Origin of the sequence: Crossiella sp. SN42, from assembly GCF_023897065.1 — a bacterium.
GTDB lineage: Bacteria > Actinomycetota > Actinomycetes > Mycobacteriales > Pseudonocardiaceae > Crossiella.
In genome coordinates this window covers 47723-70071 of sequence record NZ_JAMHIV010000021.1, presented here as the reverse complement: position 1 = coordinate 70071, position 22349 = coordinate 47723, and the positions used below count along the sequence as shown (strand labels likewise).

Here is a 22349-nt window from a genome sequence, read left to right as displayed (position 1 = left end):
CGGCCCGAGGCGGGGAAATGCGGAAGGGGCAGGTCACCGAAGTGGCCTGCCCCTCCCGGGTGGTGCGTTGGTCAGCCGTTGGTGCCGGTGCCCGCTTCGGGCTCGTCACCGGCCGAGCCGGCCAGGTCGACGGGCGGTGCGTCCGGCACGCGGGTCGGCTTGGCCTCGCCGCGGAAGACGAACTTCACCTTGTCGTCCGGACCCTCGCCGTCCCAGCCCTCGACATCGCAGATGATGATCTGCCCGGGCTGGATCTCGCCGAAGAGGATCTTCTCCGACAGCTGGTCCTCGATCTCGCGCTGGATCGTCCGGCGCAGCGGCCGGGCGCCGAGCACGGGGTCGAAGCCGCGCTTGGCCAGCAGCTTCTTCGCCACCGGGGTGAGCTCCAGCGACATGTCCTTGTTGCGGAGCTGGGTCTCCACCCGGTTGATCATCAGGTCGACCATCTTGATGATCTGTTCCTCGGTGAGCTGGTGGAAGACGATGATGTCGTCGATCCGGTTGAGGAACTCGGGGCGGAAGTGCTTCTTCAGCTCGTCGTTGACCTTCTGCTTCATCCGGTCGTAGTTCGAGCCGGCGCCGGTGTTGGCGGTGAAGCCGAGGCCGACGGCCTTGGAGATGTCCTGGGTGCCGAGGTTCGAGGTGAAGATGATCACGGTGTTCTTGAAGTCCACCGTGCGGCCCTGACCATCGGTCAGGCGGCCGTCCTCGAGCACCTGGAGCAGCGTGTTGTAGACCTCCTGGTGCGCCTTCTCGATCTCGTCGAAGAGCACCACGGAGAACGGCTTGCGCCGCACCTTCTCGGTGAGCTGACCGCCCTCCTCGTAGCCGACGTACCCGGGGGGCGCGCCGAAGAGCCGCGAGGCGGTGTAGCGGTCGTGGAACTCGCCCATGTCGATCTGGATGAGCGCGTCGTCCTCGCCGAAGAGGAACTCGGCCAGCGCCTTGGACAGCTCGGTCTTACCCACACCGGACGGGCCGGCGAAGATGAACGAGCCGGACGGACGCTTCGGGTCCTTCAGACCGGCGCGGGTGCGGCGGATCGCCTGCGAGACGGACTTGACCGCCTCGAACTGGCCGATGATCCGCTTGTGCAGCTCGTCCTCCATGCGGAGCAGACGCGAGGTCTCCTCCTCGGTGAGCTTGAAGACGGGGATGCCGGTCCAGTTCGCCAGCACCTCGGCGATCTGCTCCTCGTCGACCTCGGCGACGACGTCGAGGTCACCGGCCTTCCACTGCTTCTCCCGCTCGGCCTTCTGGCCCAGCAGCTGCTTCTCCGCGTCCCGGAGCTTGGCCGCGCGCTCGAAGTCCTGCGCGTCGATCGCGGACTCCTTGTCCCGGCGCACGTCGGCGATCTTCTCGTCGAACTCGCGCAGGTCCGGCGGCGCGGTCATCCGGCGGATCCGCATCCGGGCGCCGGCCTCGTCGATCAGGTCGATCGCCTTGTCCGGCAGGAAGCGGTCGTTGATGTAGCGGTCGGCCAGGGTGGCCGCCTGCACCAGCGCGCCGTCGGTGATGGAGACGCGGTGGTGCGCCTCGTACCGGTCGCGCAGACCCTTGAGGATCTCGATGGTGTGTTCCAGCGAGGGCTCGCCGACCTGGATCGGCTGGAAGCGCCGCTCCAGCGCGGGGTCCTTCTCAACGTGCTTGCGGTACTCGTCCAGCGTGGTGGCGCCGATGGTCTGCAGCTCACCGCGGGCGAGCATCGGCTTCAGAATGCTGGCCGCGTCGATCGCGCCCTCGGCGGCGCCAGCGCCGACCAGGGTGTGGATCTCGTCGATGAACAGGATGATGTCGCCGCGGGTGCGGATCTCCTTGAGCACCTTCTTCAGGCGCTCCTCGAAGTCACCGCGGTAGCGGGAACCGGCCACCAGCGAGCCGAGGTCGAGGGTGTAGAGCTGCTTGTCCTTGAGCGTCTCGGGCACCTCGCCCTTGACGATCCGCTGGGCAAGGCCCTCCACGACCGCGGTCTTGCCGACGCCGGGCTCACCGATGAGCACCGGGTTGTTCTTGGTGCGGCGGGACAGCACCTGCATGACCCGCTCGATCTCCTTCTCGCGCCCGATGACCGGGTCGAGCTTGCCCTCGCGGGCGGAGGAGGTGAGGTTGCGGCCGAACTGGTCCAGCACCAGCGAGGAGGACGGGGTGCCCTCGCCGCGGCCGCCGGACTCGGCGGGTTCCTTGCCCTGGTAGCCGGAGAGCAGCTGGAGCACCTGCTGCCGCACCCGGTTCAGGTCGGCGCCCAGTTTCACCAGGACCTGGGCGGCCACGCCCTCGCCCTCGCGAATCAGGCCGAGCAGGATGTGCTCGGTGCCGATGTAGTTGTGGCCGAGCTGGAGCGCCTCCCGCAGGGAGAGCTCGAGAACCTTCTTCGCCCTCGGCGTGAACGGGATGTGCCCGCTCGGCGCCTGCTGGCCCTGACCGATGATCTCTTCGACCTGCTGGCGCACGCCTTCAAGGGCGATGCCCAGCGACTCCAGCGCCTTGGCGGCGACACCCTCACCTTCGTGGATCAAGCCCAGAAGGATGTGCTCGGTGCCAATGTAGTTGTGGTTCAACATCCTGGCTTCCTCCTGGGCCAGGACAACCACCCGCCTCGCGCGGTCGGTAAACCTTTCGAACATTCGCACTCCCTGACTGCTGCGCCGGCGGCCCTCGACCCCGCGTTCGCTCCCGGGTCGGCACCGTAGGGCCACTCTAGTCGGCCCGACTTCTTCCTTCCGTCCTCACACTCTCGCTACTGACCGACACAACGAGTGTGAGGTGGACACAATTCCACCGGATCGGCGGTGTCCGCTGAGCGCGAACAAACTGCCGCCTGGCGACCGGATCACCCCGATGGCGGAACACCTGATCACCCTAGGTTAGGTTAGGCAAGCCTGACCATCGATCGAGGAGATCCTGGTGACCGTCCGTCTGGCGCCGAGCGCACTGGCCGCCTCGCTGGCTGGTGTCGACACCTCGCGCGGACACGTCACGGTGCGCTTCGGGACTCCGGATGACTCCTGGCGGGTCTGCGCCGACCTGCTGGCCGACCCGGCCCAGTTCGACCGGTGGCGGAAAGACCTCGCCACTTGGCTCAACGAACACTACGACGGAAATATTCCGGACCGCACCACCGCGGGCTACGTGCTGGCCTGGTACCTCCAGGTGCCCGCCTACCTGGGTGCCATCCTGTTCCACACCGCCCGCCGGGTGCCCTGGCTGCGGCCCGGCGACCTCGCATTCCGCCTTTCGGGTGATCGTCCGCACCCCGACGGCATCGCGCTGCTTTCTGCCGGTTTTGTCTGCCTGCCCGAGGACCCGGCGGCAGGCACCCCCGAGGCGACCGTGGTCCGGGACGAGGCCGCGCTGGCCGGGGTGCTGCGGGCCCGCTTCGCCGGGCACGCCAGGGAGTTCGTCGCGGCCTACGGCCCGACCACCCGGCTGGGCAGGCACATGCTGTGGGGCGCGGCCACGGACGCGCTGGACAGCGCGCTGTGGCAGACCGGCCGGATGCTCGGCGACGAGGGCGCAGGCGTGGCCGGGGCCGCGCTGGTGCTGCCCGAGCTGATCGAGCCGTTCACCTCGCCGTCCCGGCTGTACCCGGTGCACGGCGAGGGCCGCACGGTGTGGACCCGGCGGCGGGAGAGCTGCTGCTTCCACTTCGCCCTCGACGGCCAGACCGCCTGCGCGACCTGCCCGAGGGTGTCCGCGGCCGAGCGGGAAAAGCGGGTGCTCGCCGACTCCTGAGGCGGTTCACTGCGCCGGTGGACTGGGTGCGGGACTTCTACTCCAGGACCGGTGCGTGGTGGGCCGAGGCCGACGCGCAGGTCACCGAACGGGACCAGCGGCGGGTGCGGCTGCTGCGCGCGCACGGCCCCGCGGCAGGCCGGGTGCTGGAACTGGGCTCGGGCTACGGCACGACCGCGGTGGCCACCGCGCGGGCCGGGTACGCGGTGACCGCGGTGGAGGTCAGCGACCGGGTCAGCGCCGCGCCCGGGCTGACCCACGAGCGGCTGAGCAGCGTGCAAGCCGACTTCTTCGAGGTCGAGCTGCCGGGTGAGTTCGACGCGGTCTGCTACTGGAACGGCTTCGGCGTCGGCTCCGATGACGACCAGCGCAGGCTGCTCACCAGGATCGCGGGCTGGCTGCGGCCGGGCGGGGTGGCGCTGGTGGACGTGTTCAACCCGTTCGTCTGGGCCGGCTGGCACGGCGACGAGGAGCACCTGCTGCCGGACCCGGCCCGCGGCTACCGGCACGAGCTGCGCGAGCGGACCAGCTTCGACCCGGTCACCTGCACCGCGACCGACACCTGGTGGGACGTGGCCGAGCCGGACCGCGAGCTCACCCAGACCCTGCGCTGCTACACCCCGGCCGACCTGGGCCTGCTGCTCACCGGCACCGGCCTGGCGCTGTCCGGGATCGTGGTCGGCGAGGACGAACCGGCAGGTCCGGGGCTGTTGCGGGAGCACCACGAATATCTCGCGGTGCTGCGGCCCAGTTAGAGCTGGTGGCGGCTGCCCACCGGCACGACCAGCGGGGTGCCCGCGACCGGGTCCGTGATCACCTTGGCCTCCAGCTCGAAGACCTCCCGGAGCAGGTCCTCGGTGAGCACCTCGGCCGGCGGGCCCTGGGCGACGATCTTGCCGGCCCGCATGGCGACCAGGCGGTCGGCGTAGCGGGCGGCCAGGTTGAGGTCGTGCAGCACCATCACCACGGTGCGGCCGGCCTCGGCGTGCAGCCGGTGCACCAGGTCCAGCACGTCGACCTGGTGGGCCAGGTCCAGGTAGGTGGTGGGCTCGTCCAGCAGCAGCAGGTCGGTGCCCTGGGCCAGCGCCATGGAGATCCAGGCGCGCTGGCGCTGCCCGCCGGAGAGCTGGTCCAGGGTGCGTTCGGCGAACTCCAGCATGCCGGTCATCCGCAGCGCCTCGGCCACCGTGCCCTCGTCGTCGCTGGACCACTGCCGGTACCAGGACTGGTGCGGGTGGCGGCCGCGGGCGACCAGGTCGGCCACGGTCAGGCCCTCCGGCGCGGTCGGGGTCTGCGGCAGCACGCCGAGCACCTTGGCCACCTCGCGGGTGGGCGTCTGGTCGATCCGCTTGCCGTCCAGCAGCACGTGGCCGCGCTGCGGGCTGATCAGCCGGCCCAGCGCGCGCAGCAGGGTGGACTTGCCGCAGCCGTTGGGGCCGATCACCGCGGTCACGGTGCCGTCCAGCACGGCGAAGTCCAGGCCGTCGACGACCACGTTGTCGCCGTAGGCCAGGGTCAGCTCGCTGGCGGCGAGGCGGGTCGCTGGGGCGGCTGTGGGCAGCGCGGTCATCCGCGTACCTCCCGATAGCGTCGGACGAGCAGGAACACCAGGTACGGAGCGCCGAGGACGGCGGTGACGATGCCGACCGGCAGTTCGACCGTGCCGAAGGCGGTGCGGGCGAGCACGTCGGCGGTGACCGTGAGAGCAGCCCCGACCACCGCGCTGGCCAGCAGCGGCGGCTGGGCCAGGCCGGAGAGGCGCAGCGCGATCTGCGGCACGGCCAGCGCGACGAACTCCACCGGGCCCGCCGAGGCGGTGGCCACCGCGGCCAGCCCGACCGCGGCCAGCACCAGCAGCGAGCGGCTCAGCTCGACCCGCACGCCGAGCGCGCGCACGGTGTCGTCGTTGAACTGCAGCGCGCCCAGGGTGCGGGCGCCGAAGAGGGTGAGCGGGACCAGCACCGCCAGCGCGATGGCCACCGGCACCACGTGGTCCCAGCCGCGGGCGTTGAGGCTGCCGGTCAGCCACACCATGGCCCGGCCTGCGTCGGCCACGTCGGAGAGGGTGAGCAGCCAGAAGGTCACGTTGGACAGCACCGCGTGCACGCCGATGCCGACCAGCACCAGCCGGAAGCCCTCGATGCCGCGCCGCCAGGCCAGCAGGTAGACCACCACCGCGGCGAGCAGGCCGCCGAGCAGCGCGGCCACCGGCAGCGCGACCGAGGACAGGTAGCCGCTGAGCCCGCCGGCGCTGCCGCCGAACATCACCACGGCCACCGCGCCCGCCCCGGCCCCCGCGCTCACCCCAAGCAGGTCCGGGCTGGCCAGCGGGTTGCGCGCGATGGACTGGGTGATCGCCCCGGCCAGGCCGAGCGCGGCGCCGACCAGCGCGCCGGTCAGCGCCCTGGGCAGCCGCAGGTCGAACAGGATGAACCGGTGCGCTTCCTCGCCGCCGCCGAAGAGCGCGGCGAAGACCTCGCCGAGGCTGATCGGGAAGTCGCCGAGGGTCAGGTTGAGCGCCAGTACGAACACCAGCGCGGCCAGGCCGAGCACGGGCACGGCCGCGGCGCGCAGCCGCAGCGTCCAGGAGCCGCCGCCCAGCCGCAGTGCGGGACGGCCGGGCACCGGCGCGAGCTTGGTGGTCACAGGCTCACCAGCTTCCGGCGGCGCACCAGCGCCACGAAGAACGGCGAGCCGACCAGCGCCAGCATGATGCCGACCTGGAGCTCGCCCGGCCTGGCCAGCACCCGGCCGAGCACGTCGGAGACCAGCACCAGCACCGCGCCGATCAGCCCGGCGTAGGGCAGCAGCCAGCGGTAGTCCGGCCCGGTGATGGCGCGGGCCAGGTGCGGCACGATCAGCCCGACGAACCCGATCGGCCCGCAGGCCGAGACCGCGGCCCCGGTCAGCAGGGTCACCGCGGCGATGCCCACCGCCCTGGTCAGCCAGATCCGCTGGCCGAGCGAGCGGGCCACGTCGTCGCCGAGGGAGATCGCGTTCAGGCCGGGCCCGTTGACCAGCGCGAGCAGCAGTCCGGCCAGCAGGAACGGCAGCACCTGCAGGATGATCTCCGGGTCCCGGCCGGCCAGCGAGCCGCTGCGCCAGAACCGGAAGGTCTCCAGGCTCTGCGCGTCCAGCAGGATCAGCGCGGAGCTGAGCGCGTACAGGAAGGCCGAGACCGCCGCGCCGGAGAGGGCCAGCGTCACCGGGGTCGGCCCGCCCCGGCCCCTGGTGCCCGCGGAGCCGATCGCGAAGACCACCACGGTGGCCAGCAGCGCCCCGGCGAAGGCGAACCAGACGAAGCTGTACAGGTCGGTGAGGCCGAAGGTGAAGATCGCCAGCACCACCGCGAACGCCGCGCCCTGGTTCACCCCGAGCAGGCCGGGATCGGCCAGCGGGTTGCGGGTGTGGCCCTGCAGCAGCGCGCCCGCGATGCCCAGGGCCAGGCCGACCAGCAGGCCGAGGACGGTGCGCGGGATGCGCAGCGAGTTCACGATCAGGTCGTTCTCGGCGCCCGTCGGCGCGGTCAGCGCATGCCACACGTCGGCCAGCGGGACCGGCTTCGCGCCGATGGCGACACTGGCCACCAGCGAGAGCACCAGCAGCACGGTGAGCAGCGCCAAGCCCAGCACACGTCGACGCCTGCGCACCGGGACCGGAACCACGGACCCGGGCGCGATCGCGGCACGGGTCATGCTGCGGCTCCTATCCTCTACTGAGGCAAGCCTAACCGAATGGAAGGACCGCTATGACCAGGCCCAGGCCGTGTCCGCCCCGCTCCGCCCGTGGGAGCCGTGATCGATTCGGCCGCTGGGGGCGCGGCCGGAGTGTCCTCATACCGGGCGTATTCGGGCACTCCGGCCGTGCCGCCAGCGGCCGAATCGGCGCGGCTAGCGCGGGCGGAGCGGGGCGGACACGGTCTGGAACGCTGGCCGTCCTCGCCGTCACGGCCCTGCTCGTCAGCGCCTGTGGCGGTGGCGGCAGCCCTCAGACCAGCTCGACGGCCCCCGGGGGGTCGGCCGCCGGGTTCCCGCGCACCATCGAGCACGCGATGGGCAAGACCACCATCGAGAAGCAGCCGGCCAAGGTGGCCGCGCTGGACAGCTCCTACGTGGACGCGGTGTTCGCGCTGGAGACCCAGCTGGCCGCCTACACCCAGTTCCCGGCCACCGGGGACAAGTTCCCGGACTACCTGGCGGCCGAGGCGGAGAAGTACGCCAAGAACGCCAAGCCGGTCGGCCAGCTGGAGCAGGCCAGGCTGGAGCAGGTGCTGGTGGCCGACCCAGACCTGATCCTCTCCGCCAAGGTCCGGCACGAGAACCTCTACGCCGCACTGTCGGCGCGCAAGCCGACCGTGTTCAGCGCGGAGACCGGCAAGACCTGGAAGGACAACATCCGGCTGGCCGGCAAGGCGCTGGGCAAGGAGCAACTGGCCGAGACCAAGATCAAGGCCTATGAGGACCGGGCGGCCAAGGTCGGCGCGGCGATCAGGGCCAAGGCGGGCAAGACGCCGACGGTCTCGGTGGTCCGGTTCGTGGACGGGCCGACCAGGGCCTACTCGATGAACAGCTTCATCGGCATCGTGCTCAAGGACACCGGTCTGGGGCGGCCCGCGGAGCAGAACGACCCGAACGCGGCGCAGATCTTCGTCGAGCTGAGCCCGGAGAACATCCTGCGGGCCGATGCCGACCAGGTGTTCGTCACCGCCTTCCCGGATGCCAAGGGCGACTCGGTGAAGGCGAAGGAGAAGTTCCAGGCCAATCCGCTGTGGGCGCAGCTGAAGGGCCAGGTGCACGATGTTTCGGATACCACCTGGATCTCCTCGGTGAGCCTGCAAGGCGCGCACGTGGTGCTGGACGACCTGGCGAAGGCTTTCGGTGTCGATCCCGGTAAGTGATCACGCCATATAGCACAGGACGGGACTCGCCGCAGGCTACAAACCGGTGGCGGGTCCCGTCCTGTATTGAAATATCCAAGTGTGACCGTTAACGGCCGGTTCAGTTCTCCTGGTGGAACTGCTGGAGCACGTCCGCCGGGATGCGGCCCCGGTCCGAAACCTTCATGCCCCGCTTGCGCGCCCACTCACGAATCGCCTGGTTCTGCTCGCGATCGGCGGAAGCGACCCGCCCGGCCGCCCGGCCCGCGACACCGGCTGAACGCCCGCCTGCCGAAGAGGTGCGCCGACGACCGCCGGTCCGGCGGGCACTCGCGACATAGGACGCGAGCGCGTCCCGCAGCTTCGTCGCGTTGTCCCCGGAAAGGTCGATCTCGTAGGACACACCGTCGACCGCGAACTCGACGGTCTCTTCCGCTTCCGAACCGTCCAGGTCGTCGACCAGGGTTCGGACGACTCTCTCCGCCATGCGCTTGTTCCTTCCTGAAACCCCAGTGGCTGCCGGCGAAGGCTCCCGGCGTGTAGTTCGTCTGTGAAGACTACGCGGAGATTAGCGCACAATCCGCATCAGGAACACTCGCCACAGGGTCTCAAAGTGGTGAACGTCATTCCGGCCGGACTAGCGGGAACAGGATCGTCTCCCGGATACCGAGGCCGGTGAGCGCCATCAAGAGCCGGTCAATACCCATTCCCATACCGCCACTGGGCGGCATTCCGTACTCCAGCGCACGCAGGAAGTCCTCGTCGAGCCGCATCGCCTCGACGTCGCCCGCGGAGCCCAGCCTGGCCTGCGCTTCCAGACGTTCCCGCTGGATAACGGGGTCGACGAGTTCGGAGTATCCGGTGGCCAGCTCGAAACCGCGGACGTAGAGGTCCCACTTCTCCGCGACCCCGGGCTGGCTGCGGTGTTCCCTGGTCAGCGGGGAGGTGTCCACCGGGAAGTCACGCACGAAGGTGGGCGCGTGCAGCTGGTCGCCGACCAGGTGTTCCCAGAGCTCTTCGACCAACTTTCCGTGTCCGGCAGCCGGGTGAACTTCGACTCCGCGCGATTCCAGGTGCTTGCGCAACAACTCAACCGGAGTCGCCGGGGTGATCTCCTCACCAAGGGCTTCGGACAGTGATCCGTACATAGTCAGCGTGGTCCACTCGCCGGACAGGTCGTACTCCGATCCGTCCGCGAGCGTGACCGTCTGACTACCGAAAACGGCGTCCGCGGCTTCCTGCACCAACTCCCGGGTGAGCTGGCCAATGGTGTCGTAGGAACCGTAGGCCTCGTACGCCTCAAGCATCGCGAACTCTGGTGAGTGCGAGGAGTCCGAACCTTCGTTCCGGAAGTTCCGGTTGATCTCGAAGACCTTCTCGATCCCGCCTACCACACACCGCTTGAGGTACAGCTCGGGCGCGATCCGCAGGTAAAGGTCGATGTCGAACGCATTGGAGTGGGTGGTGAACGGACGCGCGCTGGCACCGCCGTGCAGCGTCTGCAACATCGGCGTCTCGACTTCGGTGAAAGTGCGCCGGTGGAAGGACTCGCGCAGCGAACGCATCACACCGGCCCGGATACGCACCGCGTCCCGCGCCTCCGGCCGGAGCAACAGGTCGACATAACGCTGCCGGACCCTGGTCTCTTCGGAGAGCTGCTTGTGGGCAACGGGCAACGGGCGCAACGTCTTGGCCGCGAGTTCCCATTCGGTGACCATGACCGACAGTTCCCCACGGCGCGAAGTGGCCACCTCGCCGCGCACGAACACGTGATCACCGAGATCGACGTCGGACTTCCACGCGGCCAGCGCTTCCGCGCCCACCTTGTCCAGGCTCAGCATCGCCTGCAGCTCAACGCCATCGCCCTCGCGCAGGGTGGCGAAACACAACTTCCCGGTGTTCCGCTGGAACATGACCCGGCCGGTCACACCGACGATTTCGCCGGTGGGGGTGTCCGGCGCAAGATCGGGATAAGCGGCCCGGATCTGCGCGAGGGAGTGGGTGCGGTCCAGCACGACCGGATAGGGCACCTTGCCCTCGGCTAGCAGCCGCTCCCGCTTTTCGCGCCGGACGCGCATCTGCTCCGGCAGGTCGTCGTCGCTGGTTACGGGCTGGTGCTGCGGCTGCTCTGTCACGGCAACACAGGTTACGGAGTGCCCGGAGAGTAATGCGAACGGGATAGGTTCTCGCTGTGCCGGACTTCACCGAAAGCGATCCGCTCGCTACCGAACACGCGCGCCGGGCCCGCTCCTTCGGCGCCGCGGCCGCGAGCTACGCCGACCACCGCCCCGACTACCCGGAGGCCGCGGTGACCTTCGCGCTGGCCCCGGTGGCGCGGCGCCGCCCGCTGCGGGTGCTGGACCTGGCCGCGGGCACCGGAAAGCTGACCGAGGTGCTGCTGCGGGCCGGCCTGGACGTGATCGCGGTGGAACCGGATGCGGCCATGCGCGAGGAGCTCATCCGCCGGTTGCGCGGCGTGGTCGCCCTGCCCGGCTCGGCCGAGGCCATCCCGCTGCCGGACAGCCGGGTGGACGCGGTCCTGGTCGGCCAGGCCCTGCACTGGTTCGACCTGGACCTGGCCCTGCCGGAGATCGCCAGGGTGCTCACCCCCGGCGGCGTGCTGGCCGCGCTGTGGAACCTCGACGACGACCGGGTGGACTGGGTCCGCGGCTTCGCCGACCTGGCCGAGAAGGGCGCCCGCTACAGCGACCGCTCCGGCCGCGGCATCCCGGACCACCCGGAGTTCCAGCCGCACGAGCTGCGCGAGTTCAGCCACAAACAGCCTCGCACCGCGGCTTCGCTGACCGCCACCGTCAGCACCCACTCCCCGACCCTGGTCCGCCCCCCGGCCGAACAGGAAGCCCTGCTCAGCCGGGTCCGCGCCTACCTGGAGACCAACCCGGTCACCGCGCACGGCGAGTTCGACTTCCCCCTGGTGACCACGGTGTCGCGAGCGGTGGCGCGCAAGTGAGTGCTCAGCGCAGGTTGCGCTCGTAGACCAGCCGCAAGCCGAGCAAGGTCAGATCCGGCACGTGGTGCTCGATCGTCGCCGACTCCGCCAGCACCAGCGTGGCCAGCCCGCCGGTGGCGATCACGGTGATCTTCTCCTCGCCGGCCGCGGTCAGCTCCTCGATGATCCGCCGCACCAGGCCGTCCACCTGCCCGGCGAAGCCGTACAGGATGCCGGACTGGAGGCATTCCACCGTGTTCTTGCCGATCACCGAGCGCGGCCGGACCAGCTCGACCTTGCGCAGCTGGGCGGCGCGGCTGGCCAGCGCGTCCACCGAGATCTCGATGCCGGGGGCGAACACGCCGCCGAGGAACTCGCCCTTGGCGGAGATGACGTCGATGTTGGTGGAGGTGCCGAAGTCGACCACCACGCAGGCGCTGTCGTAGAGGTGGTGCGCGGCCAGGGTGTTGATCACCCGGTCCGAGCCCACCTCCTTCGGGTTGTCCACCAGCAGCGGGACGCCGGTGCGCACGCCGGGCTGCACGATGACCTTGGGCACCGCGTCGAAGTAGCGGCCCAGCATCACCCGCAGCTCGCGCAGCACCGAGGGCACCGTGGACAGCGCGGAGACCCCGGTGACCTGGCCGGCGTGCTCGCCGAGCAGACCGCGCACGGTCAGCGCCAGCTCGTCGGCGGTCATCCGGGCGTCGGTGCGCATCCGCCAGTCCCTGACCAGCTTCGCATCGTCCCCTGACCCGTCGTAGAGCCCGAGCACGATGTTGGTGTTGCCGACGTCGATGGCGAGCAGCACCCGCGTTGTCCTCTCTAGTTCTCGGCCTGGAGCAGCGCGTCCAGGCGCGCCGCGTCGACCGTTTCCGACTGCGGTGCGCCGTCGGTGTCCGCGGTGACCGCGCCGCTGGTCAGGCCCGAGCCCTCCGGCGCGTGGCCGGGGTCGCCGCCGAGCTCGACGATGCGGTTCTCCGCGTCCACGAAGACGACCTTGGGCTTGTACGACTTGGCCTCGGCCTCCTCCATCAGCCCGTAGGCGATGAGGATGACCAGGTCACCGGGGTGCACCAGGTGCGCGGCGGCCCCGTTGATGCCGAGCACGCCGCTGCCGCGCTCGCCGGGGATGACGTAGGTCTCCAACCGGGCGCCGTTGCTGACGTCCACGATGGCGACCCGCTCGCCGGCCAGCAGGCCGGAGGCGTCCATGAGGTCCTCGTCCACGGTCACCGAGCCGACGTAGTGCAGGTCGGCCTGGGTCACCGTGGCGCGGTGGATCTTGGACTTGAGCATGGTCAGGAACATGGCGCTGCCTCCCTGTCACCGTTCCCGAGCTGGGAGCCCGGCGGCCGGGTTGTAGGTGTCGTCGTGCTCGTCGACCCCGTGTCCGACCGCCAGCTGGATGTTGTCGAGCAGGCGGGTCCGCCCGGCGCGGGCCGCGATCAGCAGCCGTGCCTTGCCGTTCTCCGGTGCTGGGCCCAGGTCCCTGGCCCGCAGCTCCAGGTAGTCCAGGCTCAGCCCGGACTCGGCTTCGACGACCGCCCTGGCCGCGGCGAGGATCGCCGCCGGGCCTTCGGGACCGGCCATCGCACCCGCCGCCAACGCCGCCGGGATCGCGAGCGCCGCCCGGCGCTCGTCCTCGCTGAGGTAGGCGTTGCGCGAGGAGAGCGCGAGTCCGTCGTCATCGCGCACGATGGGCACGCCGACGATCGCACTCTCCAGGTTCAGATCCGCCACCATCCGCTTGACCAGCACGAACTGCTGGTAGTCCTTCTCGCCGAAGAAGGCGTAGTCGGGGCGGACGATGTTGAGCAGCTTGGCCACCACGGTGAGCACGCCCTCGAAGTGGCCGGGCCGCATCGCGCCCTCCAGCTCCGCGCCGAGCGGGCCGGGGTGCACGGTGACGCCGGCGCCGGTGCCGTACATGGCCTCCGGCGCGGGGTTGAAGACCAGGTCGACGCCTTCTTCGCGGCAGGCGTCCAGATCGGCTTCCAGCGGGCGCGGGTAGCGGTGGAAGTCCTCGTCCGGGCCGAACTGGAGCGGGTTGACGAAGATCGACACCGCGGTGACCGTGCCGGGGATGCGGCGGGCGCGGCGGATCAGCGCCCGGTGGCCCTCGTGCAGCGCGCCCATGGTGGGCACCAGGTTGACCTTGCGGCCGGTCGCGCGCAGCGCCCTGGTGACCTTGCCCAGTTCCTCGGGCGAGTGGTGCACGGTCAGCTCGCCGGGCGTGAAGGGCCGTTGCCCGGTCATGGTTGCTCCTCGTCGAGTTCGAAGTGGACCGCCTCGGCCTGACCAGGCCGGAGCAGGCCCGCGGCCACCGCGCGCTCGGCGGTGCGGTGGGCCAGCGCCTGGTAGGCGGGCAGCGATTCGGGCGACTCCGCCCGCAGCACGCCCAGATGCGTGCGAATCGTACCGACATCGCCCCGGGCCACCGGACCGGTCAGGGCGCGGTCGCCCAGCCGCAGCGAGTTGTCCAGCGCGGCCGAGAGCAGCGGCCCCAGCAACCGGGCCGGATCGCCCACCCCGGCCTTGCGCAACAGGTCCGCGCATTCGGCGACCAGGGTGATGAGGTGGTTGGCCCCGTGCGCCAGCGCGGCGTGGTAGAGCGCGCGGGCGGCCTCCGGGATGCGCACCGGTTCCGCGCCCATCTCCACCACCAGCGCCTCGGCCACGTGCCAGGCGATCTCGTCGCCGTCCCTGGCAGTGACCCCGAACGGGCAGGCCACCAGGCGTTGCAGGTCTTCCGGGCGGCCGGTGAAGGTCATCGCGGGGTGCAGGGCCAGCGGCAGCGCGCCCAGCTCGGCGGCCGGGGCCAGCGGGCCGGTGCCGTGCGCGCCGGAGGTGTGCGCCACGATCTGGCCGCCGCGCAGCGAGCCGGTCGCGATCAGGCCGCGGACCAGTCCGGACAGCTCGTCATCCGGCACCGCGAGCAGGACCAGGTCGGCCCGTCCGGCCACCTCGTCCGGGGGCAGCACGGCCGCCTCGGGCAGCAGCACCTCGGCCCGGCGCTGGGAGGCGGCGGAGACGGCCGAGGCCGCGACCACGTGGTGTCCGGCCCTGGCCAGCGCCGCGCCGAGCACGGCGCCGACCCGGCCCGCGGAGACAACGCCAACGGCGAGTCGGGCTGGTCGGTCGGTCATGGTGTCCTCTTCCAGCGTTCCAGTCCCGCTCCTGTGCGGGTACCGGACGGCGAGGGCACGGTAACCCCGTGCCCGCCGTCAGGCAGCTGATTGTGACCAGTCGCGCTCAGCCGGGCGATCCGCTGGCGATCTCTCGGGCGCGGGTCAGGGCGACCAGGAGCTCGGCGTGCCGGTCGGCCAGCTCGCGCGGGGCCGGGCCGGGGCCGATGCGGTGCCGGAGGAAGGCGAGCTCGGTGACCGCGACCTGGTACTCGGCCACCGCGCGGGCGGCGCGCTCGCCGGAGCGCTTGTGCACGGCGCTGCGCCACCAGCGGCGGCCGGGCAGGGTGGCGAGCAGCTTGACCTCGCTGGGCGCGATCCAGCCCAGCCTGGCCATCTCCGGCAGCTCGCCGGTCACCACCCGCTGTTCGCGGCGGCGCTGCCAGACCACCAGCGCCACGGTGGCCAGGAAGATCGGCACCATGATGGCGAAGTAGGTGTTGATGAAGCCGAGTCCGCCGCCGAAGGTGGCCGCGCCGTTCCACAGCGCGTGCAGGGTGACCGCGAGCAGGAAGCCGCCCAGCGGGGCCAGCACCTTGACCGCCCGGTTGCCGGTGGAGGCCGCGATGCCGGCGCCGATGCCCAGCATCACGGTGAACAGCGGGTGCGCGAACGGGGAGAGCAGGCCGCGCAGGATGAACACCGCGATCACGCCGCTGCTGATGCCGCCGAGGCCGTACTCGGCGAAGGCGCGGCCGAAGTAGAAGATGTTCTCGGTGAAGGCGAACCCGGCCGCGACCAGGCCGGAGTAGACGATGCCGTCCACGATCCCGTCGAACTCGTGCCGCCGCCGCCACAGCAGCGCCACCACGAACAGGCCCTTGCCCGCCTCCTCCACCAGCGGCGCGGAGATGACCGAGGTGATCAGGTCGCCCTGGTCCTGGCCGAGCAGGATCTCGCCGAGGTGCTGGGCGGTGTCGTTGACCAGCAGCGCACTCGCGGTGGCCCCGCAGGCGCCCCAGAGGAAGGCCGCCACCAGCAGCTTGGCCGGTTCGGGCTCCCAGCGGTCCACCCAGAGGAAGGCGCCGACCACCGGGATCACCGGCAGCAGCGCGGCCAGCGCGCCGACCAGCACGGCCTCGAACCCGACCCGCGAGGTGGCCACGCCCAGCAGCACCAGGCCGGACACCCCCAGCACGATCAGGCCGAGCACCGAGCCCAGCACGGCCCGGCGGCGCCGGGCGAACTGGTCGAGCCGAGGCGAGACGGGGGCTTCAGGCGCGGTCACGATCAAGACTTTACGGTCAGCACATGCGGGACTGGCAGGACGCCTGGTGGAATGCGTTGTACTCCGATGGGGGGTTCTTTACCCGGGGTGAGCGCCCGAGCGGGCACTTCCGCACCGCGCCACTGGTCGGCCCTGAGCTGGCCGAGGCCCTGTTGTGCCTGCTGGACCGGGTGGACCACGGCCTCGGCCGACCGTCCACTGTGGACTTTACCGATGTCGGGGCCGGTGGCGGTGAGCTGGCCGAGGCGGTGGCCCGGCTGGCCCCGTCCGCGCTGGCCAGGCGGTTGCGGGTGACGGCGGTGGAACTGGGACCCGGTCGCGAGACACCTGGCGTCCAGTGGACCCGTGAGTTGCCTGGGGAAGTGGTCGGGCTGCTGGTCGGGCACGAGTGGCTGGACGCGGTCCCGTGCCCGGTGGTCACTGTCCACAATGGACTGTGGCACCGGCTGCTGGTGGACGAGGAGGGCACCGAGCACCTGGGTCCGCTGGCCGGTCCGGCGGAGCTGGACTGGCTGCGCCGGTGGTGGCCGGGCGGCGCCCGCGCGGAGGTCGGCAGCACCAGGGACGCGGCCTGGGCGGAGGCGGTGCGCCGGGTGCGCGGGGCGGCGCTGGCGGTGGACTACGGGCACCTGGCCGGCGCGCGGCCCGAGCACGGCACGCTGACCGGGTACCGGGCCGGACGGCAGGTCGCGCCGGTGCCGGACGGCTCCTGCGACCTCACCGCGCACGTGGCGGTGGACGCCTGCGCCGCCGCGCTCGACCTGCCCACCGCGCTGATCGGCCAGGCCGAGGCCCTGCGCGCGCTCGGCGTCAGCGCGACCGCTCCGCCGTCCGGGCTGGCCGCCACCGACCCGGCCGCCTGGCTGGCCGCGACCGCCGCCGCGGGCCGGGCGCGGGAGCTGCTGGACCCGGCCGGGCTCGGCGGCTTCCACTGGCTGCTGCACAGCACCGAGGGCACGCCCGCGCCGGAGCTCGTGCGAGCATGACCGGCGTGAGCAGGCAGGAGATCGTCGGAGTCGGCGCGGGCGCGGCCCATCTCGGGGTGGACCGGGTGGTCGACCTCGGCCCGCTGCACCCCTCGGCGCACGGGGCCTACCGGCTGCGGCTCACCCTGGACGAGTCGCACCTGATCACCTCGGCCGAGCCGCTGGTCGGCCACCTGCACCGGGGCGCGGAGAAGCTGTTCGAGGTGCGCGACTACCGGCAGGTGCTGACGCTGGCCAACCGGCACGACTGGCTGGCCGCGTTCTGCAACGAGGTGGTGGTGGCCCAGGCGGTGGAGCGGATGACCGGGATGGACGTGCCGGCCCGCGCACTGTGGCTGCGCACCCTGCTGTGCGAGCTGAACCGCCTGCTCGCCCACCTGATCTTCCTGACCCCGCTGACCCGTACCGCCGACGGCGCCACCACCGCGGCCACCGCCGCCGCGCAGGCCGGGACCCAGGCGGTGCAGGCGGTGATGGAGGAGGCATCCGGCGGCCGGATCCACTTCATGGCCAGCCGCATCGGCGGCCTGCGCGAGGACGTGCCCGCGGGCTGGACCGGGCACGCGACCGCCGCACTGTCCATTGTGGACACCGCACTGGCCGCGATTCAGTCCACTGTGGACTCATCGGAGTTCGTCCAGGCGCACCAAGGGGTCGGCGTGCTCAGCGCGGCCGACGCGATGGCCCTCGGCGTCACCGGCCCGGCCGGGAGGGCCAGCGGGCTGGACTTCGACCTGCGCCGGGACTCCCCCACCTCGGCCTACCCGGAGCTGGAGGTCACCCCGGTGCTGGCCACCGAGGGCGACGCGCTGGCCAGGGTGCGCTGCCTGACCGGCGAGGTCGCGCAGTCGGTGCGCCTGGCCCGACAGTGCCTGACCAGCCTGCCCAGCGGCCCGGTGAACCTGCGCCTGCCCAAGGCGGTCAAGGCCCCGGAGGGCTCGGTCTACACCTGGGGCGAGGCGCCGCTGGGCGTCTCCGGCGTGCACCTGAGCTCCCGTGGCGAGAAGACGCCGTGGCGGCTCAAGCTGCGCACCCCCTCCTTCAACAACATCCAGGCTCTGGCCGCCCTGCTGCCGGGCACCCCGGTCGCCGCGCTGCCCGCGGTGCTGGGTTCCTTCGCCGTGATCGTCGGCGACGTGGACAAGTAGCCGCCTCAGGCCCGGTCGTGGATGGTGTCGGCGTACCCGTCGGGGTCGGTGAAGGTGAACGTGCGCCCGAACGGTCCGTCCGCCGGCGCGACCGGGATCGGCACCCCCGCGGCGGCCAGCTCGTCGTGCAGGGCCTGGGCGTTCTCGGCGTGCAGCCACAGGGCCACCCCGACGCCCGGCCGCGGGGTGGCCGCGTCCAGGTCGACACCGGGCAGCGGTTCGCGCACCGCGAACGGGATCGGGCTGGTGTCGAACACCACCGCGGCCGGCGGGCTACGCGCTCAAGCAGGCCGCCGCCGCGCTGCGCGCCGGGATGGACGCCGCGTTGCGGCCGCTGGAGCTCGCCGTGCCGCAGTACGCCTGCCTCGAACTGCTTGGTCAGCGACCCGGGCTGTCCAACGCCGAGCTGGCCCGCGGCGCGTTCGTCACCCGCCAGTCCATGAACGGGGTGCTGCGCGGCCTGCCGGAGCGCGGCCTGGTCACCCGGCCGGCCAGCGTGGCGGTGCGCGCGGTCGAGCGGCGGATGCTCACGCCACTGACGAGCGCGGAACAGCGGCGGCTGCACGGTGATCTCGCCGCCTGCGCGGCGGCGCTGAGCCCGGAGAGCTAGTCCTTGCGACGGCGGCGGCGCGGCGGCTCGGTGTTGCCGTGCGCGGCCAGCAGCTCGCTGACGGACTTGCCGCCACCGCCGTGCGCGCCGGTGTCCGGGTCCACCTTGGCGCGGCCCGCGTCGTCGGAGAGTTCGGGGTTCCAGCCGCCCATGGCGTCCCAGGAGCTCTCCGGCTTGCGGCGGCGACCGCCACCGGCGTCCTCGGGCTCGGGTTCCGGCTCTGGCTTGCGGCGGCGGCCCGCGGCGGTGGCCGGGGGCTCCTCGTACTCGGGTTTGCGCCTGCGGCCCTGGGGTTCCTCGCCCTCGGGCTTGCGACGGCGGCCGGTGGACTCGGCGTCCCAGGAGGAGCCGGTCGACGGGGAGCCGGCGTCGAACGCCCAGGACGGGGTCGCGGCGGGCTCGTTGGGTTCCGGGTCGGGACGGTAGCGACGGGCCACCGCCTCAGTCTGGTCGATCACCGAGGGCTGACCGGTCCCGGGGTGACGATCACCGACGGTGGGCAGCACCTCCGGGCGCTCGGCCGGGCGCGCGGGCTGGGCAGGGCGCTGCACCTGGCCACTGCCGATCACCTCACCGCGGGTCACCGCGGGTTCCGGGCGGGACGGCCGGGCGGGCGGGGTCTCGGTCCAGGTGGACGCGCCGCCGTCCAACTCGGCCACGATGGAGGCGCTGGCCGGTTCCGGGCGGCGGAACTCCGGACGCTGCGCCGGCTGCGGCTTGGCAGGCGGCTGCGGCTGGGCCTGCCTGGTCAGCCGGGCGGTCTCGGCGAAGGCCGGTTCCGGCTCGCGGCGCTCCGGCTCCCTGCGCTCGGGTTCGCGGCGCGGCTGCTGCCGGTCCCGCTGCACGTCGGGACGGCTGGGTTCGGGGGTGGTCTGCTTGCGCGGCGGCACGTGCTGGCGCTGCGGGGCGGGCGGGCGGTTCTCCCGGCGCTGCGCCTCGGCGCGCACGGCCTCCTTGGAGACGAAGGCGGTGCGGGCGGCGTCGGCGCGGACTTCCGCGGCGGGCGGCTGCTCCTTGCGCTCGGGGCGCACCGCGGGGATCAGCTGGGTGCTCTCCTCCTGCCGGGTGGCCTGCGCGCGCACCGGCTCCACCGTGCCCGCGGTGATCTTGCGGATGCGCTCCTCGGCGGAGGCGATGACCCGGTCGGAGCGGTCGGAGATGGCCAGGCGGCGAGACTGGTCGGGCAGGGAACGCATACGGGTCGACTCGGCGCGTAAGGCCACGCGTTCGACCAGCACCTCACCGCCCAGCAGCGCTTCCAGGTTCTCCCGCAGCGCGCGCAGCTCCTTGCGCAGGTCGTCCAGGTCGCTGCGGGACTCCGCCTCGATCCGCTCCCTGGTCTTGGCCTCGAAGTCGAGCTCGTACTCGCGCCGGGCGGCGACCTCGCACTCCAGCTCCAGCTCGTAGACCCGGTGCAGCTCCTCGGCGCGCTGAGCCCGCTCGCCTGCCTGCTTGCGGTACCGCGCGGCGGCGAAGGCGCCGACCAGGGCCGCCCACAGGGCCGCGACCACGCCCAGCCGCAACCATCGGGCATCGTCGCTGACCACGAGCACAGCCGCGGCGGTCGCCGCCAGGAGCAAAACCGCTCCGAGCAGCAGGATTCCGTTACCGCGGGCCATGCTGCGAGGCTCGGCGGTCGAGTCGCTGCGGCCGTTCATGCCCCCTACGGTACCCGGGAGTTATCCGTTCGAGACCTGTCCACCAGGTTCCGGATTGGTAATGAAGTCGTTCCGGGGACGAAAAAATCAACGGACAGCGATCTTGCCATCACGGTGCGTCCCGGTCTTCCGGCAGGTCCGGCGTGCGGCAGCAGTGCTCCAGCCACAGCCCGGCGGCGATCAACGCGGCCGCGCTGACCGCGCCCAGCATCGCGGGCACCAGGTCGTTCTCGGCCGCGGCCAGTTGCCCCTGCAACGGCAGCACATAGGCGATCATGCCCAGCCACACCCCGAGCAGCACCGCCCCCGCCAGCGAGGACGCCTTGGCCAGCGCGACCGAGCGGGCGGCCACCAACGGCTCCAGCACGCGGGCGTGCGGACGGCGCTGGATCCGGCCGCGCAGCACGAACCCCCACCAGAGCTCGCCGAGCGCGACCGGCAGCAGGGTCACCCCGGCCAGCACCGGCACCCTGGGCACATAGCCATAGGCCAGGCGCAGTGCGAGATAAGACACAACCGCCAGCACCAGCCCCGGCACGACGAGGTCGCGGGCCCTGGTGAACCTCATATGCTCCCCATTCCCTCGGCCACCCCGGCCATCGGCTCGGCGATGCGCTGGTTCAGCGGCACCGCCAGGAAAAACTCGCGCAGCTCTGGATCCAGCGAGTTCGCCTTGGCCCGCACCAGCTGCCGGGCGCGGGCCAGGGTCTCCACCGCGGCGTCGGCGCGCCCGGACCGCCGCTGCGTCTCCGCGTGCCAGTACAGGATCTCCTCGCCGCGCACCGTGGGCAGCGGGCCGCGCCTGGCGTAGAGCTCGACCGCGGCCGCGCTGGCCGCGTGCGCCTGCGGCAGCTCGTCCATGCCCAGGTGCAGCCGGGCCAGCAGTGAGTGCGCCTGCACCTCGCTGCGCACCATGGACACCCGCTGGCAGCGCTCCAGGTTGGCCGCCAGCAGCTCCTCCACCGCGCCCAGCACGTCCGCCCGGCGGCCCGCGGTGAGCAGCAGGCCCTCGGCGTAGAGGTTGCACACCAGGGTGGCCACGGTCATCGAGGGCGTGCGGTTCGTCTCCGCCCACGCCGACTCCAGCACGTGCACCCCGGCGGCCAGGTCGCCCAGCTCCACCCGCAACCGGCCGAACAGCGCCAGGTTGTAGGCGTGCCAGGGATCCGGCGCGCCGTCACCCAGCCCGACCGCCTCGGTCAGGGTGTCCGCGGCCGGGTCCCACAGCCCGATCGCCAGCTGCGCCTTGGCCAGGTGATTCAGCGCCATGGGCAGCAGCGAGGCCGACTCCGGCTCGGCGCGCAGCCGGGCCGCGACGAACTCCAGCCTGGTCTTGGCGATGCCCAGGTAGCCGGCGTCGAACTCGCCGACGCCGATCTCCAGCTCGGTCCGCCGGAACGCCCCGCGCAGCACCGAGGACCGGCTGCCGGTGATCTCCGGGCTGGCCTTGGCCCGCTTCTCCGCCTCCAGCAGCACCGCCAGCCCGGCCCGCAGGTCCTGCTTGGTCAGCTCCCGGCCGTAGGCGGACAGGGTGAGGAACTGCACCACCGCGTCCCCGCTCTGGCTGGCCAGCTCCACCGCCCGCCGCTGCACGGCCAGCGCCGCCTCCACGCCCTGGGTGCGGTGCAGCACCCGGCCGGCCACCGAGGCCGCCCTGATCCGCAGCTGGAGGTCGCCGATCCGGGCCGCGGCGGCCTCGGCGTCGGCGGCCCAGCGCTCCACCGGGTTGGCCGCGCGGTACTCCGGGCTGCGGCTCCAGCGCGGTTCGGTGAGCAGCAGGAGCAGTTCGAGCAGCTCGACCCGCAGCCGGTCGGTCTCCTCGGAGAGCCGGCCGGGCAGCTCGGTCAGGCCCTCCCGGCACACCGCCTCGGCCTCGGCGTCCCTGCCCCGCTCGGCCAGCGACCGCGCGGACCGCAGCGCGGACTCCGCGAGCAGCACGGCCTCACCGGGGCGATGGTGCGTCACCTCGGCCT

At 72.0% G+C, this 22349-nt stretch carries 21 protein-coding genes and 1 pseudogene; 7 read left to right on the top strand and 15 right to left on the bottom strand.

Features of this window, described 5'->3' with window-relative positions:
- Window positions 1–71: 71 nt before the first annotated feature.
- Window positions 72–2624 carry an ATP-dependent Clp protease ATP-binding subunit gene (locus tag M8C13_RS24890; protein WP_252483102.1) on the bottom strand — a complete coding sequence of 851 codons (2553 nt, stop codon included), beginning with the start codon at window positions 2622–2624 and terminating at the stop codon, window positions 72–74.
- 274 nt (window positions 2625–2898) lie between these two features.
- Between M8C13_RS24890 and M8C13_RS24885 the strand changes: the two genes are divergently transcribed.
- Entirely contained in the window at window positions 2899–3732 is an 834-nt protein-coding gene (locus M8C13_RS24885) for a (2Fe-2S)-binding protein (RefSeq protein WP_374213143.1), read from the top strand.
- A 17-nt stretch (window positions 3733–3749) separates the two neighbouring features.
- A complete protein-coding gene (locus M8C13_RS24880) occupies window positions 3750–4487 on the top strand; it encodes a methyltransferase domain-containing protein (RefSeq protein WP_252483101.1) in 738 nt (245 codons plus the stop codon).
- Here M8C13_RS24880 and M8C13_RS24875 read toward each other — a convergent pair.
- The 3 genes from M8C13_RS24875 to M8C13_RS24865 are packed head-to-tail and all read right to left on the bottom strand — an operon-like array spanning window position 4484 to window position 7427.
- The gene (locus tag M8C13_RS24875; RefSeq protein ID WP_252483100.1) at window positions 4484–5302 is read right to left on the bottom strand and encodes an ABC transporter ATP-binding protein; all 819 of its coding nucleotides are present in this window, start codon (window positions 5300–5302) and stop codon (window positions 4484–4486) included. The genes M8C13_RS24880 and M8C13_RS24875 overlap by 4 nt on opposite strands.
- Window positions 5299–6378, bottom strand: a complete 1080-nt coding sequence (locus M8C13_RS24870; protein WP_252483099.1) for an iron chelate uptake ABC transporter family permease subunit — start codon at window positions 6376–6378, stop codon at window positions 5299–5301. The genes M8C13_RS24875 and M8C13_RS24870 overlap by 4 nt, the downstream gene beginning before the upstream one ends.
- Window positions 6375–7427 (bottom strand): iron ABC transporter permease, encoded by a 1053-nt coding sequence (locus tag M8C13_RS24865; protein WP_252483098.1) that lies wholly within the window; start codon window positions 7425–7427, stop codon window positions 6375–6377. Before M8C13_RS24865 ends, M8C13_RS24870 begins: the two co-directional genes overlap by 4 nt.
- Before the next feature lie 356 nt (window positions 7428–7783).
- On the opposite strand from M8C13_RS24865, the gene M8C13_RS24860 reads away from it, so the two are divergent.
- Complete coding sequence (locus tag M8C13_RS24860; RefSeq protein WP_252483097.1) at window positions 7784–8629, top strand: iron-siderophore ABC transporter substrate-binding protein; 846 nt, start codon at window positions 7784–7786, stop codon at window positions 8627–8629.
- Between the two features lie 100 nt (window positions 8630–8729).
- Here the strand turns inward: M8C13_RS24860 and M8C13_RS24855 are convergent, their stop codons facing one another.
- A complete protein-coding gene (locus M8C13_RS24855) occupies window positions 8730–9095 on the bottom strand; it encodes an Lsr2 family protein (protein ID WP_252483096.1) in 366 nt (121 codons plus the stop codon).
- A gap of 136 nt (window positions 9096–9231) precedes the next feature.
- The gene (gene lysS / locus M8C13_RS24850) at window positions 9232–10686 is read right to left on the bottom strand and encodes a lysine--tRNA ligase (RefSeq protein WP_252483205.1); all 1455 of its coding nucleotides are present in this window, start codon (window positions 10684–10686) and stop codon (window positions 9232–9234) included.
- A gap of 113 nt (window positions 10687–10799) precedes the next feature.
- Between lysS and M8C13_RS24845 the strand changes: the two genes are divergently transcribed.
- On the top strand, window positions 10800–11579 hold the full coding sequence (locus M8C13_RS24845; RefSeq protein ID WP_252483095.1) for a class I SAM-dependent methyltransferase: 780 nt from the start codon (window positions 10800–10802) through the stop codon (window positions 11577–11579).
- 4 nt (window positions 11580–11583) lie between these two features.
- Here the strand turns inward: M8C13_RS24845 and M8C13_RS24840 are convergent, their stop codons facing one another.
- The 5 genes from M8C13_RS24840 to M8C13_RS24820 all read right to left on the bottom strand — a co-directional run bounded on the left by M8C13_RS24840 (window position 11584) and on the right by M8C13_RS24820 (window position 15974).
- A complete protein-coding gene (locus tag M8C13_RS24840) occupies window positions 11584–12369 on the bottom strand; it encodes a type III pantothenate kinase (RefSeq protein ID WP_252483094.1) in 786 nt (261 codons plus the stop codon).
- 14 nt (window positions 12370–12383) lie between these two features.
- Window positions 12384–12869: an aspartate 1-decarboxylase gene (panD, locus tag M8C13_RS24835; protein WP_252483093.1), complete on the bottom strand. Its 486-nt coding sequence runs from the start codon at window positions 12867–12869 to the stop codon at window positions 12384–12386.
- Between the two features lie 15 nt (window positions 12870–12884).
- Window positions 12885–13817: a pantoate--beta-alanine ligase gene (panC, locus tag M8C13_RS24830; protein ID WP_252483092.1), complete on the bottom strand. Its 933-nt coding sequence runs from the start codon at window positions 13815–13817 to the stop codon at window positions 12885–12887.
- The gene (locus M8C13_RS24825) at window positions 13814–14707 is read right to left on the bottom strand and encodes a Rossmann-like and DUF2520 domain-containing protein (protein WP_252483091.1); all 894 of its coding nucleotides are present in this window, start codon (window positions 14705–14707) and stop codon (window positions 13814–13816) included. Before M8C13_RS24825 ends, panC begins: the two co-directional genes overlap by 4 nt.
- 106 nt (window positions 14708–14813) lie before the next feature.
- A complete protein-coding gene (locus M8C13_RS24820) occupies window positions 14814–15974 on the bottom strand; it encodes a PrsW family intramembrane metalloprotease (protein ID WP_252483090.1) in 1161 nt (386 codons plus the stop codon).
- A 23-nt stretch (window positions 15975–15997) separates the two neighbouring features.
- On the opposite strand from M8C13_RS24820, the gene M8C13_RS24815 reads away from it, so the two are divergent.
- Both M8C13_RS24815 and M8C13_RS24810 read left to right on the top strand, forming a co-directional pair.
- Window positions 15998–16960, top strand: a complete 963-nt coding sequence (locus M8C13_RS24815; protein WP_252483089.1) for an SAM-dependent methyltransferase — start codon at window positions 15998–16000, stop codon at window positions 16958–16960.
- Window positions 16961–16965: 5 nt separating this feature from the next.
- Window positions 16966–18108, top strand: coding sequence for an NADH-quinone oxidoreductase subunit D (locus M8C13_RS24810; RefSeq protein WP_252483088.1), 1143 nt, complete (start codon window positions 16966–16968; stop codon window positions 18106–18108).
- 5 nt (window positions 18109–18113) lie between these two features.
- Here M8C13_RS24810 and M8C13_RS24805 read toward each other — a convergent pair.
- Window positions 18114–18380: pseudogene (locus M8C13_RS24805) on the bottom strand (VOC family protein); the annotation flags it as partial.
- Between the two features lie 41 nt (window positions 18381–18421).
- On the opposite strand from M8C13_RS24805, the gene M8C13_RS24800 reads away from it, so the two are divergent.
- Complete coding sequence (locus M8C13_RS24800; RefSeq protein ID WP_252483087.1) at window positions 18422–18718, top strand: MarR family transcriptional regulator; 297 nt, start codon at window positions 18422–18424, stop codon at window positions 18716–18718.
- Here M8C13_RS24800 and M8C13_RS24795 read toward each other — a convergent pair.
- From M8C13_RS24795 to M8C13_RS45130, 3 genes are all read right to left on the bottom strand, one after another.
- Window positions 18715–20376 carry a DUF6779 domain-containing protein gene (locus M8C13_RS24795; RefSeq protein ID WP_252483086.1) on the bottom strand — a complete coding sequence of 554 codons (1662 nt, stop codon included), beginning with the start codon at window positions 20374–20376 and terminating at the stop codon, window positions 18715–18717. The genes M8C13_RS24800 and M8C13_RS24795 overlap by 4 nt on opposite strands.
- Window positions 20377–20485: 109 nt before the next feature.
- Complete coding sequence (locus tag M8C13_RS24790; protein WP_252483085.1) at window positions 20486–20944, bottom strand: DUF3180 domain-containing protein; 459 nt, start codon at window positions 20942–20944, stop codon at window positions 20486–20488.
- The gene (locus tag M8C13_RS45130; protein ID WP_305883993.1) at window positions 20941–22341 is read right to left on the bottom strand and encodes a hypothetical protein; all 1401 of its coding nucleotides are present in this window, start codon (window positions 22339–22341) and stop codon (window positions 20941–20943) included. Before M8C13_RS45130 ends, M8C13_RS24790 begins: the two co-directional genes overlap by 4 nt.
- Window positions 22342–22349: the final 8 nt, after the last annotated feature.